Origin of the sequence: Azospirillum sp. (assembly GCF_035627195.1) — a bacterium.
In the GTDB taxonomy this organism is placed as follows: Bacteria; Pseudomonadota; Alphaproteobacteria; order Azospirillales; family Azospirillaceae; genus Azospirillum.
Genome location: NZ_DASPMG010000319.1, coordinates 18,179 through 32,188, shown reverse-complemented (window position 1 = coordinate 32,188; position 14,010 = coordinate 18,179). Strand labels below are relative to the sequence as shown.

General features: G+C 69.3%; 11 protein-coding genes. 6 read left to right on the top strand and 5 right to left on the bottom strand.

Annotated features, from left to right (window positions below):
- Positions 1-29: 29 nt before the first annotated feature.
- The 4 genes from VED21_RS28670 to VED21_RS28655 all read left to right on the top strand — a co-directional run bounded on the left by VED21_RS28670 (position 30) and on the right by VED21_RS28655 (position 4,809).
- Positions 30-2,141, top strand: coding sequence for a tetratricopeptide repeat protein (locus VED21_RS28670; RefSeq protein ID WP_324888551.1), 2,112 nt, complete (start codon positions 30-32; stop codon positions 2,139-2,141).
- 82 nt (positions 2,142-2,223) lie between these two features.
- A complete protein-coding gene (locus VED21_RS28665; RefSeq protein WP_324888549.1) occupies positions 2,224-3,237 on the top strand; it encodes a M23 family metallopeptidase in 1,014 nt (337 codons plus the stop codon).
- 91 nt (positions 3,238-3,328) lie between these two features.
- Complete coding sequence (gene galE / locus VED21_RS28660) at positions 3,329-4,327, top strand: UDP-glucose 4-epimerase GalE (RefSeq protein WP_324888547.1); 999 nt, start codon at positions 3,329-3,331, stop codon at positions 4,325-4,327.
- A 44-nt stretch (positions 4,328-4,371) separates the two neighbouring features.
- Positions 4,372-4,809, top strand: coding sequence for a hypothetical protein (locus tag VED21_RS28655; protein ID WP_324888545.1), 438 nt, complete (start codon positions 4,372-4,374; stop codon positions 4,807-4,809).
- Positions 4,810-4,811: 2 nt separating this feature from the next.
- On the opposite strand, the gene VED21_RS28650 is transcribed toward VED21_RS28655, so the two are convergent.
- Genes VED21_RS28650 through VED21_RS28635 form a run of 4 tightly spaced genes read right to left on the bottom strand, consistent with a single transcriptional unit; the run spans position 4,812 to position 8,901 of the window.
- Complete coding sequence (locus VED21_RS28650; protein WP_324888543.1) at positions 4,812-5,651, bottom strand: hypothetical protein; 840 nt, start codon at positions 5,649-5,651, stop codon at positions 4,812-4,814.
- Positions 5,648-6,865, bottom strand: coding sequence for a TylF/MycF/NovP-related O-methyltransferase (locus VED21_RS28645; RefSeq protein ID WP_324888541.1), 1,218 nt, complete (start codon positions 6,863-6,865; stop codon positions 5,648-5,650). The genes VED21_RS28650 and VED21_RS28645 overlap by 4 nt, the downstream gene beginning before the upstream one ends.
- Positions 6,862-7,932 carry a polysaccharide pyruvyl transferase family protein gene (locus VED21_RS28640; RefSeq protein WP_324888539.1) on the bottom strand — a complete coding sequence of 357 codons (1,071 nt, stop codon included), beginning with the start codon at positions 7,930-7,932 and terminating at the stop codon, positions 6,862-6,864. The genes VED21_RS28645 and VED21_RS28640 overlap by 4 nt, the downstream gene beginning before the upstream one ends.
- A gap of 45 nt (positions 7,933-7,977) precedes the next feature.
- Positions 7,978-8,901 (bottom strand): hypothetical protein, encoded by a 924-nt coding sequence (locus tag VED21_RS28635; RefSeq protein WP_324888537.1) that lies wholly within the window; start codon positions 8,899-8,901, stop codon positions 7,978-7,980.
- A gap of 192 nt (positions 8,902-9,093) precedes the next feature.
- On the opposite strand from VED21_RS28635, the gene VED21_RS28630 reads away from it, so the two are divergent.
- Both VED21_RS28630 and VED21_RS28625 read left to right on the top strand, forming a co-directional pair.
- The gene (locus VED21_RS28630; protein WP_324888535.1) at positions 9,094-11,937 is read left to right on the top strand and encodes a glycosyltransferase; all 2,844 of its coding nucleotides are present in this window, start codon (positions 9,094-9,096) and stop codon (positions 11,935-11,937) included.
- 22 nt (positions 11,938-11,959) lie between these two features.
- Complete coding sequence (locus VED21_RS28625) at positions 11,960-12,727, top strand: class I SAM-dependent methyltransferase (protein ID WP_324888533.1); 768 nt, start codon at positions 11,960-11,962, stop codon at positions 12,725-12,727.
- Positions 12,728-12,750: 23 nt separating this feature from the next.
- Here VED21_RS28625 and VED21_RS28620 read toward each other — a convergent pair whose 3' ends face one another.
- Positions 12,751-14,004 carry a glycosyltransferase family 4 protein gene (locus VED21_RS28620; protein ID WP_324888531.1) on the bottom strand — a complete coding sequence of 418 codons (1,254 nt, stop codon included), beginning with the start codon at positions 14,002-14,004 and terminating at the stop codon, positions 12,751-12,753.
- Positions 14,005-14,010: the final 6 nt, after the last annotated feature.

Sequence of the window (14,010 nt, the reverse complement as noted above, 5' to 3'; positions counted from 1 at the left end):
GGTCACACCAGCACGGAGAGCCTTGGCACATGTCGGTGGCGCAGCAGAGCGCGGAACCGCCCGAACGCTGTCTGCCGCTGGCCGTGCAGCACCATCAGGCCGGCCGGCTGGCGGAGGCGGTGGCCCTCTACCGCCGCTACCTGTCCCGCTTTCCCGGCCATTCCGGCGCCCGCGCCAACCTGGGCGTGGCGCTGCGGGCGCTGGGCCGGCTGGACGAGGCGATCGCCTGGTACCGTTCGGCGCTGATCATCGACCCCGGCAACGGCGGCGTGCACTACAACCTGGGCAACGCGCTGCGCGCCGCCGGGCGGAGGCGCGAGGCGGCCGCCTGCTTCCGCGCCGCCGCCCAGCACCGGCCGGACAACGCCGAGGCGTTCAACAACCTGGGCATCACGCTGCGCGAGATGGGCGAGCGGGAGCGGGCCGCCGTCGGCTTCCGCCAGGCGCTCGCCCTGCAGCCCGACCACCCGGAGGCGCACAGCAACCTGGGCCTCGCCCTCACCGACGGCGACCGGGGCGCCGCGGCCACCGCGAGCTTCGCGCGCGCCGTTCGGCTGCGCCCGGACCGGCACGACCTGCGCTACAATCTGGCGGTGGCGCTCAAGGGACAAGGCCGCGCGGCGGAGGCGCTGCACGCGCTGCGGCGCTGTGCCGCGCTGCGGCCGGAGCACGCCGAGGCGTGGTTCACCCAGGCCAACATCCTGCGCGAGGATGAACGGGCCGGCGACGCCCTGCCGTTCTTCGACCGCGCGCTCGCCCTCGCCCCGGAACACCTGGAGGCGCGCAACAACCTGGGCCTCGCGCTGACCGGGCTGGGGTTGCCGGAGGCGGCGGAGACGGCGCTGAAGCGCACGCTGGCGGTGCGGCCGGACTACGCCGAGGCGTTCAACAACCTGGGCGCCGCGCTGAAGGAGCAGGAACGCCTGGACGAGTCGGTGCGCAGCTTCCGCCACGCGCTGTCCGTCCGCCCCGACTTCCCGGAAGGGCACATCAACCTGGGCGTGGCGCTGAAGGCGCAGGGCCACATCGACGAGGCCATGGAGCATTACCGCCGCGCCATAGAACCGGGCGCGGCACCGCCCTATGCCTATTACAACATGGGCAACGCCTTCCAGGCGCGGGGCGACCTGGACCGCGCCATCGCCAGCTTCCGTCAGGCGGTGGAGCGCGACGCGGAGTACGTGGACGCGCACTGGAACCTGTCGCTGGCGCAGCTCACCCGCGGCGACTTCGAGGACGGCTGGCGACGCTACGAGTGGCGCTGGCGCAACAAGAACACGCCGCCGCGCGACTTCGCGCAGCCGCAGTGGGCCGGCGAGGACATCGCGGGCCGCACCATCCTGCTGCACGCCGAGCAGGGGCTGGGCGACACGCTGCACTTCGTGCGCTACGCCCCACTGGTGGCGGCGCGCGGCGCGCGCGTGATCCTGGAGGTGCAGCCGCCGCTGGTCCGGCTGTTCGCGCCGCTGACGGGGCAGGGCGTCGCGCGGATCATCGCCAAGGGCGAGTCGCTGCCCGACTTCGACGTGCACTGCCCGCTGCTCAGCCTGCCGCTGGCCTTCGGAACGCGGCTGGAGACGATCCCGGCGGACGTCCCCTACCTGCACCCCGATCCGCGCGACGCGGCGGCGTGGCGGGAACGGCTGCCGGACGGCGGGCCGCGCAAGGTGGGGCTGGTGTGGGCCGGCAACCCGCGCAAGGAGGTGCCCGGCGCCAACGCCGTGGACCGCCGCCGCTCCATCGCGCTCGACCAGCTGGCGCCGCTGGCCGGCACGCCGGGTGTGCGGTTCTACAGCCTGCAGAAGGGCGACGACGCGGCGGCCCAGCTGCGCCGCCCGCCGCCGGGGCTGGAGGTGGCCGACCCGATGGACCAGGTGGGCGACTTCGCCGATACGGCGGCGCTGGTCGGCCGGCTCGACCTCGTGATCGGGGTCGACACCTCGGTGATCCATCTGGCTGGCGGCCTCGGCCGGCCGGTGTGGGTGCTGTCCCGTTTCGACGGCTGCTGGCGCTGGCTGACCGACCGGGACGACAGCCCGTGGTACCCGACCCTGCGCCTGTACCGGCAGGAGGAGCCGGGGAACTGGACGCCGGTGATCGAGCGGCTGGCACGGGACCTGCGCGCCTGGGCCGCATCCTGACGGGGGGCTTCCCCGCGCCGCAAAAGCGCCCATCTTTGCCGCCAGGGTCGGACGCCGACGGGCAACGACGCGGAGAGGATCTGTGAAGCGACTTTCCTGGACGGCCGCCTTCCTGCTGGCGGGCGGCGTGACGCTGCTGCTGTGGCATCAGGCGCGGGCGCAGACGGCCGGCGCGGCACCGACGTTCCGCCTGCCCATCGCCTGTTCGCCGGGGACCGACTGCTGGGTGCAGAACTACGTCGACGCCGATCCGGGGCCGGAGCGCGCCGACTACACCTGCGGCCGGCTGAGCTACGACGGGCACAAGGGGACCGACTTCCGCCTGCCCGACATGCCGGCGGTGGAGCGCGGCGTGCCGGTGCTGGCCGCCGCCCCCGGCGTGGTGCGGGCGGTGCGCGACGGCATGGACGACGTCAACATCCGCAAGATCGGCCGCGAGGCGCTGCAGGGCCGCGACGCCGGCAACAGCGTGGCGGTGGTGCATGGCGACGGTTGGGAAACCCAGTACGCCCACCTGAAGCGCGGCAGCGTCGCCGTGAAGGCCGGCGACCGCGTGGAGGCGGGGCAGAAACTCGGCCTTGTCGGGCTGTCCGGCAACACGGAGTTCCCGCACGTCCATTTCGAGGTGCGGCACCAGGGGAAGACGGTCGACCCCTTCGTCGGCCCGGCGGAGGCGCCGCGCTGCGGCGGCCCGCGCGCGCCCATGTGGGCGGCCGAGGTGGAGCCGGTCCTCGCCTACCGCCCGACCGCCGGGCTTGCCGCCGGCTTCGCCCCCGGCCCCGTGGAGACCGAGCGGGCGCGCGACGGCGCCTACGCCGCCGCCACGCTGCCGCGTGACGCCGAGGCGCTGGTGTTCTGGGCCGACGTTATGGGCGTGCTGGCCGGGGACGAGACGCGCGTCGTCATCGACGGGCCGGGCGGCACCGTGTTCGACCAGCGCACGCCGGTGAAGGACAGCCGGGTGGCGTGGTTCTCCTTCGCCGGGCGCAAACGGCCGCCGGGCGGCTGGCCGGCCGGCACCTACACCGGCCGCTTCACCCTGACGCGAGCCGGCGGCACGGTGGTGGATCTGACGCGGCGGGTCACCCTGCAATGATCGGGCCCTACCCCGAAGGCGCATGGGCGGCGGCGGGGGCGGATCTTATGTTCTTCGCCATCGCACGGACACGAACGCGGGAAAGTCACCCATGAGCCCACGCAACGTCGTTCTGGTCACCGGTGGGGCCGGCTACATCGGCAGCCATGCCGTGCTCGCGCTGAAGGCGGCGGGCGTCGGCGTGGTCGTGCTGGACGACCTCTCCACCGGCCGGCGCGCCGCCGTTCCCGACGGCGTGCCCTTCGTGCAGGGCAGTGCCGGCGATGCGGAGCTGGTGGCCGACACGATCGCGCGGCACGGCGTGGACGCCGTCATGCACTTCGCCGGCTCCATCGTCGTCCCGGAATCGGTGGAGAAGCCGCTCGCCTACTACCGCAACAACACGGTCAACAGCCACGCGCTGATCGAGACGGCGGTGCGCAGCGGGGTGGAGCGCTTCGTCTTCTCCTCCACCGCCGCCGTCTACGGCATGCCGGACACCCTGCCGATCGCGGAGGATTCGCCGGCGCGGCCGATCAACCCCTACGGCGCCTCCAAGCTGATGACGGAGACGATGCTGCGCGACACCGGCGCCGCGCACGGCCTGCGCTACGGCATCCTGCGCTATTTCAACGTGGCCGGCGCCGACCCGGAGGGGCGGTCGGGGCAGTGCGGCAAGGCGGCCACCCACCTCATCAAGATCGCCGCCCAGGTGGTGACCGGCCAGCGGCCGGACATGACCATCCACGGCGACGACTACGACACCCCGGACGGCACCTGCGTGCGCGACTACATCCACGTCAGCGACCTCGCCGACGCGCATGTCCGCCTGATCCAGCATCTGGCGGGTGGCGGCGACAGCGTGACGCTGAACTGCGGCTACGGCCGCGGCTATTCGGTGCGCGAGGTTCTGGCGGCGGTCGAGCGTGCCACCGGCCGGCCGCTGCCGGTGCACGTGGGGCCGCGCCGGGCCGGCGATCCGCCGGCGCTGGTGGCGGGGGCGGACCGCATCCGCGCGACGCTCGGCTGGCGGCCGCGCCACGAGGACCTCGACCTCATCGTCCGCAGCGCGCTGGCGTGGGAGCGCAAGGTGGCGGACGGGGCGGTGTAGGGCGCATCCCTTCGGCGGTGACATCCGGTGCGCAGTCACGCTATATGGTCGGCGCCGCACAGTCGCCGGAAGGGAGCCTCGCCGTGGCGCGCCAGAGCTTTTACGCCGTCTACGTCCTGTTCAAGACCGAGGAAGAGGCCGCCGCCTGGGAGGCCGGCCTGCCGCCGCAGCCGGCCGAAGGCCCGGCAGGCTGGGAGCTGCTTCCCTCCACCGCGCTGCGCGACGACCAGGGCGGCTATTTCGACGGCGTCTTCCGCAAGGTGACCGGCCACGACGCCGACACCATCGCCGCGATCGTCCGCGGCGCGCCCGAGCGCTGCTACGAGCCGCGCAAGGACGGTTTCGTGTGGACCGACATGGCGGCGCTGGCCAAGGGCAGGCCCGAGAAATTCGCCAAGAGCTACGTCTCGGCGGCAGAGGGTGAGGAACTCAGTGGCGGCGTCGGCATCGTCGGCGGCGGCGGCGGCGGCGGCGACTATTGAGGCTATGCGTCGCCGCAAGGCGGCGCTGCGGCTCGCTCGTGCTCCTGCGCGGCCATATAACCCGCCGACACCTCCTTCAACTGGCGGAGGGCGTCGGCCACGACGGGCATCAGGACTTTGCTCTCGCCCTTGAAGTGCACCATTGTGCGGCCCAGAAGATCCCAAACGTGAATTTTCTGGCCGGGCACGAAACTGTGATTGTACCGGTCGCACGGCAAGAATGAAACGACGGCATCATCGTACGTCACCTGGCTGGGACGCCCCTCCACGAGGTAGGGGCCCAGCATGGAAGAGAGGACGTATTGATCGCCATACCAACCTTTGACGCCGTCCGGATGAAAGGCGCGCAGTTTCGGGGACAGGTCGATCCGATCGTAAGTGCCCACCGCCTTGCGGAAGAGCCGACGCGCCGCCGCACCGCCGCGCGCCACCAGCACTCCTCCCTGGAAGGGCATCGGCGGTGCGCCCTCTGCAACACGAAAGCCGATTTCCGCGGTCGGGCGGACAGTGACGCCGACGTCGAACGGGCGTGCGAAGGTCACCGGGCGGACGACCAAAACGTCCGTGTCGAGAAAAACCACCATTTCATCATCGGCAAGCCCGTCGACGAACGCGGCCTGGGCCACCATGCGATCGTACATGACGGTGTCGAAGGTAGCCGGGTGGCGCACCACCGCATCCAGTTCGAGCGAGCCGTCGAAGCTTGTCTGCTCGTCGGTCAACATCACGACACGGCAATCAGGGTGTGCGGTGCGGATGCCGTCGACCGCAAGGGCAATCATCTCCCGGTCGCCCTTCTCTACCTCTCCGCCCCTCGCGGTGTGAAAGAAGGCAAAGATCATGACGGGCTTCCCAGGTTGCTGCGATTGCAAGCAATAAGAACTTCCATATGGCGGTCAGCAATGCCGATAGCGAGCCATCGCTCGACCGTCCACCCGGCACGTTGAAGAAGTGCGCGCAGTCCGACCTCGTCGAAGTCGTTGATCCAGCCATGTGCGCGGCGGTAGGCCAGCGCCTCGTCGGTTCCGATGCAGTAGCTCATCACGAGGCGCGGCGCTGTCTTGGCGATTCGGGCGAGCACTTCGGCCGGATTCCTCAGATACTCCATGACGCCGAGCATCAGCACGGTATCGAAGCGGTCCTCCGGAAAAGTTGTCATGTCGTCAAGGTTCACGACAAGACAGTCTTCACGGCGCTTAACCACGTCGCTTGGCGTGTATCGGCACGATGGCAGCAGGTAATTCCCGACGGCCATGCCTCCGGCACCGAGATCCAGCACGGAATTGCCGCTTGGGACGAGCATTGCAGCCAACCGGGCGCGCGCGACCCAGCGTCCCTGGACGCTGGCCGAACTTTGCCAGCGCGCGGCGCCTGCCTTCTGTTGGTCGGCGTAACGACGAACGACGAGCGACCATTCGGCGCTAAGAACCTGGAATTCGGGGTGGTCATCAATCCAGGCATCGAGAAAGCGCCGGCAACCCTCGAACGATCCGTAGTCGTCGAATACGATGATGCCGCCCGGCGGAATGCGGCCTGTCAGACGTTCAAGGCAAACGCGGATCGATTCCACCCAGTCGCAATCGATGTGCGCGAGCGCTACCGCCTCATCGCCATGCAGTGTTTCGCGGAAATCGCCCTTCAAGAGGCAGATGGAATCGCGTTTCAGATCCAAGCCGGCATCACGCAGGTTGTCGACAACGAACGGGGCCAGATCGTCGACGCGATCCAGATAGTTTCTGTCCGTTGGGGATGAAGACTGGCGGGCAACGAAGCGCCGGTAAACCTCATTGGCGTGGGGACCGTCGTCGGCTCCCGGCGCCGGCATCATGGCAAACACATCATACAGACGAAGTGGCCGGCCAAGTGTCTTTGCATGGCCGATTACGATGGCGGAGCCTCCCATGGCCACGCCCGCCTCGACGATGATGCCCGGCACACGGTCCTGCTCGATGATTTCCACGGCATGGACCAACTGTTCCAGTTTCCGATTACCCGCACAGAAGGTGAGGGCGCGGTCGCGCACATGCGCGATCGACCGAGCGACCGCCGGCTTCACGCGCGACCGTCCTTGCCAATGATGGTACGGATACGGGCGATATAGTCGCTCATCATCGGCCTGTATGTGTGCATTCGGCCTTCGAAGCGTGCAAAATCGTAATGTGCGATCTGACTCTCGGCATCGGCGTCGATCAAAGGAAAATCGAAGGTGTGAGCAAATCCCTCGTGCCGGCGGTCATAAGGCACAAGGAAGCTGGGGATTCCCATGGACAGGCATTTGAGATGGGCGTGCACGCGATTCCCGAAATGCGCGTCGGCCGCCGCATAAAGGCTGAGATAGGAGGAATAGTCTGCGCTATCGAAAACATCGATTCCCAGACGAGCGGCTTCCGCAATCAATGTCTCGTCGCACGGGCTCTGGTGCAATGCCAGCACGTACCGTCGCGCTGGCAACAGGCGACGCGCGGCGTGCATGATGTTGACCTGTTCCTGCAGGCGACCGACATCACGGTCGGTGACCGTTACCACCACCAGACCGTACACGGCTTTGCGCTGGAAGCCGCGATCCACATCGTCAACAGGGAAGGCCACCGGACAACCGGTCATAACGACCGCCTCGGCACGATCGGCAAGACCGGCCCTCAGATAGTCCGCCGACATGGCGCACCTGACGGAGAAGAGGGGGAAACGCTCCAGCATTGCACTGACGAAGCGCGCGGATTCGGAGGTCAGTCCGCGCGTCAGGGTATGATCCTCGTGCAGGCCCAGACCGAGTGCGATAACCGGCACCCGAATTTTTTCGAGAGTCGTCCTATCGAAGCCGGGTGCAAATGTAAGATCATCCTTCAGACTGTTCGCACCCGCGACGACAAGACACCGCGTCTCGTTGATTCGTTCGATGTGCTGCCCCCCCACCGTTACCCGTGACGAGAACTGGTGACGTGGAGGAAAGCCGATCAACTGGATCGCGGAATCAAGGATGAATCCATCGCCAACGTTGACTCGCTTTGGCGCACCTAGCGGAACGAGGTAAGGGGTGAGAACCGAGTACCCGCGCTCGCTCAAGAAGCCATTCCCGCTCAAAATAATGCCTGACGCGAGCATGTAGGAATTGGTTAGGTCCATGCAAGCACAATGTGGCTCCGCCCGGAATGACCGGGCACACGCCTGTCAGGTAAGGAAGTTCCGCCAGAAGGCGACCAGTTCCCGCTCCTCGCGTTCAAGCGTGTAGCGCGCGGCGGTGGCGCGGCCGGCGGCGATGCGCGTCTCGGCGGTGCCGCCGCGCACCGCCGTCAGGCACGCGGCGAGCTGGCGGACGGCGCTGTCGAGGTCTTCCCCATCCGCCCACCAGCCGTTCTCGGCGCTGGCGTACTCGCGCCCGCCGTCGCCCAGGAAGCCGGTGACGGCGCAGCCGCTGGCCATCGCCTCCAGCCCGGTCAGCCCGATGCCCTCCAGCCGTGCCAGCGACAGGAAGACGGCCGACTCTCCCATCACCCGGGCCACCAGCCCTTCGGCCGCGTCCTTCAGGATGGCCCAGCGGACGCCGGCGTGCTCCGGGTGCTCGGCGCGCAGCAGGTCGCGGATGTATTCCATCTCGTGCGGCCGCTTGCGCGGGATCGCGGCGATGCGCAGCTGCTTGGGCCGGGGCCGGTACAGCGCCGGATCGATGGCCAGGTGCGCGGTGGCGACGGGCAGGCCGGGGAAGCGGCGGCGCAGGAAGGCGGTGACGACGTCGCCGGTGGACAGCGCCGCCTCGATCCCGAAGCCGGAGAAGTCGCGGGCCCCGTGGAGGCCGAAGGCGACGTAATAATGGTTCTGGCAGAGCAGCACCTTGCGCGCCGGGGTGTTGGCGACGCCGCGCAGGGTGAAGCGGCTGTCCTCGCCGATCACCACCACGTCGCGGGGGGACAGCACCACCTCGTCCGCCGACAGGATTGGCACGTCGGGGGCGGCGAACCAGTCGGGCCGCTCCACGTGCTTGTGCACGATCGCCGCGTCGAAACCGTTGCGGCGCAGCGTATCGACGTGGCGGTACGACACCTTGATGCCGCCGGTGATCCGCCCCTGCTCGCAATAATAGAGAATTCGTCCCATCCGCTGCGCCCCGCCGACCCCGCTCGTGCCAGGAGATAGCATCCGGCGCCGGCCTTCGTCACGACCGAAAGCGGTATCCTCTATCCCATGACGAAGGCCGGAGTTGACAGGGATCCGTGTATCCTGCGACTACCCGCATGTTGTCGGCGACGCGTGCGCCGCACACAAGAGTTTGTTCATGCAGAGGTTGTTATGACGCAGGCTGCGCAACCGGACGGTAGCATCGCGGTCGCCACGGAAGACCCCGACGCGCTGTTCCAGCAGGCGGTGGCGCTGGCCCGCGCGCAGCGGGCGGACGAGGCGGTCGGCTTGTTCGTCCGCGTCGCGTCGCTCAAGCCGAAGGATCCGCGCCCCGCCTTCAGCCTGGGCCTGCTGCACCAGGGCAAGGATCCGGCGACGGCCGAGCGCTGGCTGCGCGAGGCGCTGACGCGCGACCCCGAGCACGCGACGGCGCGCTTCACGCTGGGCGCGCTTCTCGGCATGCAGCGCCGCGACCGCGAGGCGGCGGAATGCTTTCGCGGGGTGTTGAGGCGCGCACCCCACCACGCCGACAGCCACGCCAACCTCGCCACCCTGCTGACCCGCCTAGGCGAGGACGACGACGCGCGCTACCACCTGCACCGCGCGGTGGAACTGAAACCCGACGACGCCCCCAAGCGTTATGCGCTGGCCGTGGCGCTGCACAAGACGCACCGCCTGGACGAGGCGGCGGAGCAGTTCCGCGCCGTGCTGCGGCTGCGCCCCGACGACCTGGACACGCTGTACAACCTGGGCGTCACGCTGCCGCCGCTGCGCCGCGAGGCGGAGGCGCTGGAGTGTTTCGAGCGTATCCTGGAACTGGACCCGCAGAACGTCGGCGGCACCTATCAGCTGGGCCGCCTGCTGATCACGCAGGGGCGCGCGGCGGACGCCGTGGCGATCCTCAAGCGCGCGCACGCGCTGGAGCCCGACCATGCGGAGGCGCTGCGCTATCTGGCGCGCGCCAGCACCATGGCCGGCGAGACCGCGCCCGAGGAGAAGCTGCTGCGCCGCATCCTCGCCATCGCGCCGGAGGACGGCCGGGTGCGCCATCGCCTGGGCCAGATCGTGCGCGACCGCGGCGAGACGGAGGAGGCGTTCGCGCACTTCGCCGCCGCCGCCGCCGACCGCGCGGTGCGGGAAGAGGCGCTGGCCGCCCTGCGCAAGTTGGCGATCGATCTGGGCCGGCGCGCGGAATACATGGAGTTGGCAAGGACATTCCCCTCCACCTACCAGCTGTGGCTGGACGAGCACCACGAGCTGGACGAGGAGGACCGCCCGGCCATCGTCGCGCGCATCGCCGGCATGGCCGTGCACCCGCGCTTTTCCGTGGTGCTGCCGGTCTACAACCCGGCGCTGGAGTTCCTGGATGCCGCCATCCGTTCGGTGCGCGACCAGATCTACCCGCACTGGGAGCTGTGCATCGCCGACGACGCCTCCACCGACCCGGCGGTGCGCACGCTGATCGAACGGCACATGGCGGAGGAGCCGCGCATCAAGGCGGTGTTCCGCGCCGAAAACGGCCACATCGCCGCCGCCAGCAACAGCGGGCTGGAGATCGCCACCGGCACCCACGTCGGCTTCCTCGACCACGACGACCTGTTCAGCGAGCACGCGCTGTACGTGATGGCCGAGGCGCTGAACGAGCATCCCGACGCCGAGTTGGTCTACAGCGACCACGACCTCGTCGACGAGTTCGGCACCCGCCACAACCCGTATTTCAAAGGCGGCTGGGACCTCGACCTGTTCTACGTGCACAACTACGTCTGCCACCTCGCCGTCTACCGGCTGGACCGGGTGCGGGCGGTCGGCGGCTTCCGCCTGGGCACGCACGGCAGCCAGGATTGGGACCTGACCCTGCGCGTGATCGAGCAGATCGAGCCGCGGCACATCCACCGCGTTCCCTTCATCCTGTACCACTGGCGTGCCATCGCCGGCTCCACCGCCGCCGACCCGAACGCCAAGCCCTACAGCACCGTCGCGGCGCTGCGCGCGCTGCGCGACCATTTCGAGCGCATCGGCGTGAAAGCCGGCGTGGAGGAAACGACGGCCGGCTACCGCGTGCGCCGGCCGCTGCCGGATCCCGCACCCCGCGTCAGCGTCATCGTGCCGACCAAGGACCGGCTGGACTTCCTGAAGCCCTGCATCGAGGGCGTGCTGACCGGCACCGACTACCCGGGCGAGATCGAGGTGCTGATCGTCGACAACGGCAGCACCGATCCCGACACGCTGGCCTACATGGAGATGCTGGAGCGCACGGCGCGCGCGCGCGTGCAGCGGGCGCCGGGGCCGTTCAACTACGCGGCGCTCAACAACGACGCGGTGCGGCTGACCACCGGCACGATCCTGTGCTTCCTCAACAACGACACCGAACCGCTGGAGCGCGACTGGCTGAGCGAGATGGTGGTGCAGGCGGTGCGGCCGGAAATCGGTGCGGTCGGTGCCAAGCTGTACTACCGCGACGGCACGGTGCAGCACACCGGCGTGGTGACCGGCCTGGGCGGCATCGCCGGGCACCACCACCTGGGCCTGACGCGCGACGATCCCGGCTATTACGCCCGCGCCCGCGCCATCCACGCGGCAGCCGCCGTGACCGGCGCCTGCCTGGTGATGCGGCGGGCGGTGTTCGATGCGGTGGGCGGCTTCGACGCCGAGAACTTCCACGTGAACTTCAACGACGTCGACCTGTGCCTGAAGATCAACGCGGCCGGGTACCGCGTGCTGATGAACCCACACGCCGAGCTGCACCACTATGAATCCGCCTCGCGCGGCATCTATCTGACGCCGCACAAGAAGATGCTGCTGGAAACCGAAGGCGACCGGCTGTGGGCCAAGTGGGGGCGCACGCTGCTGGAGGACCCGTTCTACAACCCCAACCTGTCGCTCAGCCATCCCTTCCATCTGGCCGAGGAGCCGCGCGTCGTCAAACCGTGGGCACCGGAGGAGGGGGAGCGCGTGTGGGACGACCTCTACGCCGTGCTGAAGCGGGCGCGCGGGGGCGACGAGATCGAAGCCTGAGCGGAGGCGGCGAGAAAGGGCGATGACCGACTACTACGCGCCCGGAAGCCTCAGCATCGGCTTCTACGACGTCATGAGCGCGGTGTGCCACCGGCACCTGGATGGCGACGTGGCGTTCTACGCCGCTCTCGCCGGTTCGCCGCCGCGTGCGATCCTGGAGGCGGGGGTGGGCACCGGACGGGTCGCCTGGGCGCTGGCCGAACGGGGGTACGAGGTCACCGGGTTCGACCGCTCGCCGGACATGCTGGCCGCCGCCGAACGCAACCGGCCGCCGGGGCTGGCCGCGCGGCTGGCGGTGGGCGAACTGACGGCGTTCGATTTCGGTCGCCGGTTCGACCTGGTGATCGCGCCCTTCTACGTCTTCAACCACCTGCACACCGACGCGGAGCGGCGGGCGGGGCTGGCCCGCCTGAACGCGCACCGGGCGGATGGGGGGCGCATCGTGCTGCACCTCGCCGGTGCCGCGGTGCTGTCCGCCGACATCCCGGAGGCGACGCTGGCGGATCAGCGGACCACCGTCCGTTTCGATGAGCACGACGCGATGCTGCAGGTGCGCATCGCCGGCCGCGAAGTCGACCGGCAGCGGCAAGTCTGCGCCCAGCACGTGGAGTACGCGCTGCTCCACGCCGACGGGCGCGTGCTGCACAGGAGCGTGGAGACGCTGCGCTACGCCTGGATGACGGACGGGCAGTTGGCTGCGCTGCTGGACGAGGCGGGGCTGCGGCTACTCGACCGCCGCAGCGGCTTTGCCGACGCGGCGGGGGTGGAGGACATCCTGGTGCTTGGCTGACGCCTTGTCCTCGCAGAGCGCCCTCATAGAGCGCCCTCATAAAGCGCTTGATGACGGCGGACGGACTCAGCAACGCCGACCGTGGCGGGAATGTGCGCCTGAAGTTCGCCCCACAGATCCGGCTCGTCCAGCGCACGGGCCAGCGTGGCGGCGAGCGCAGGGGCCGAGCCGGCGGTGAAGTGCAGGCCGTTCACGCCGTCCGCCACGCGCTCGGCCATGCCGCCGATGTCGGAACAAATGACGGGGCGCCTGTGGGCGAACGCCTCCTCGATCACCAGGGGCGCGTTTTCCCACCAGATCGACGGCATGACCACCCAGTCGACCTTGCGGATCAGCTCCGGCACGCGGGCGGCGTCGTAGAGGCCGTGCCAGCTCACCACGCCGGCCAAGTCCTTCAGCTTCGCCTCGAATCGCTCCTTGAAGTCGTCGGTCTGGAACAGCATGCCGCCGTGCAGGTGCACCGCGAAGTCGCGCCGCCCGGCGCGCACCAGCGCGTCCGCCGCGTCCAGCAGGACGTTGGCGCCCTTGTACAGGTTGATGTGCCCGAAGAAGCCGAAGACGTTGCGCCGCCCGCCCTGCGGCAATGGACGCGCCGGAGTCGGCTCCACCGGGGCGCGCCCGTTCGGCAGCACCGTGATGCGCTCGGCCTCCAGCCCCCAATCCACGTAGCGCTGCTTGAGGAAATGGCTGGGCGCCACGAAGCGGTCGACCAGCGACAGCATCCCCTTGATGTGCCGCTCGCGCAGCGAGAACTTCCAGGCGTCGGCCGACGGGAAGCAGCCGTGGCAGGCGTCGTGCGTGGCGCGCTGGCACAGCGTGTCGTCCGGCGCCTTCAGCATCGTGCCGTCGCGGTGGCAGATCGGATAGTAGTCGTGCAGCGTGAAGACGATCTTCGCCTTGGGCAGCACCCGGCGCACCACGAACAGCATCTCCACGCCGATCATCAGCGCGTGGTGGAAGTGGACCACGTCCGGCCGGAAGCTGGTCAGCAGCCCCTCCAGGTCCGGCACGACGCCGCCGAGGTCGAGCTGGGACAGGAAGAAGCGGTCGGCGTGCCCGGTCCACAGAAGGATCTCGTCGGCCGAGCGCCCCACCGTCTGGAACCGCGTTCCCGGCTTGGGATCGCGCTGCTGCGCCATGGCGCAGCCGAGGAACATGGCATCGACGTCGCCGTCCGCCTTCATCGCCCGGAACAACTCGTGCGCCACGATCTCCGTGCCGCCGGGGTGCAGGGCGGGGTGGTTGTGGACGATGTAGAGGACGCGCAGCTTGGGCATGGCGGT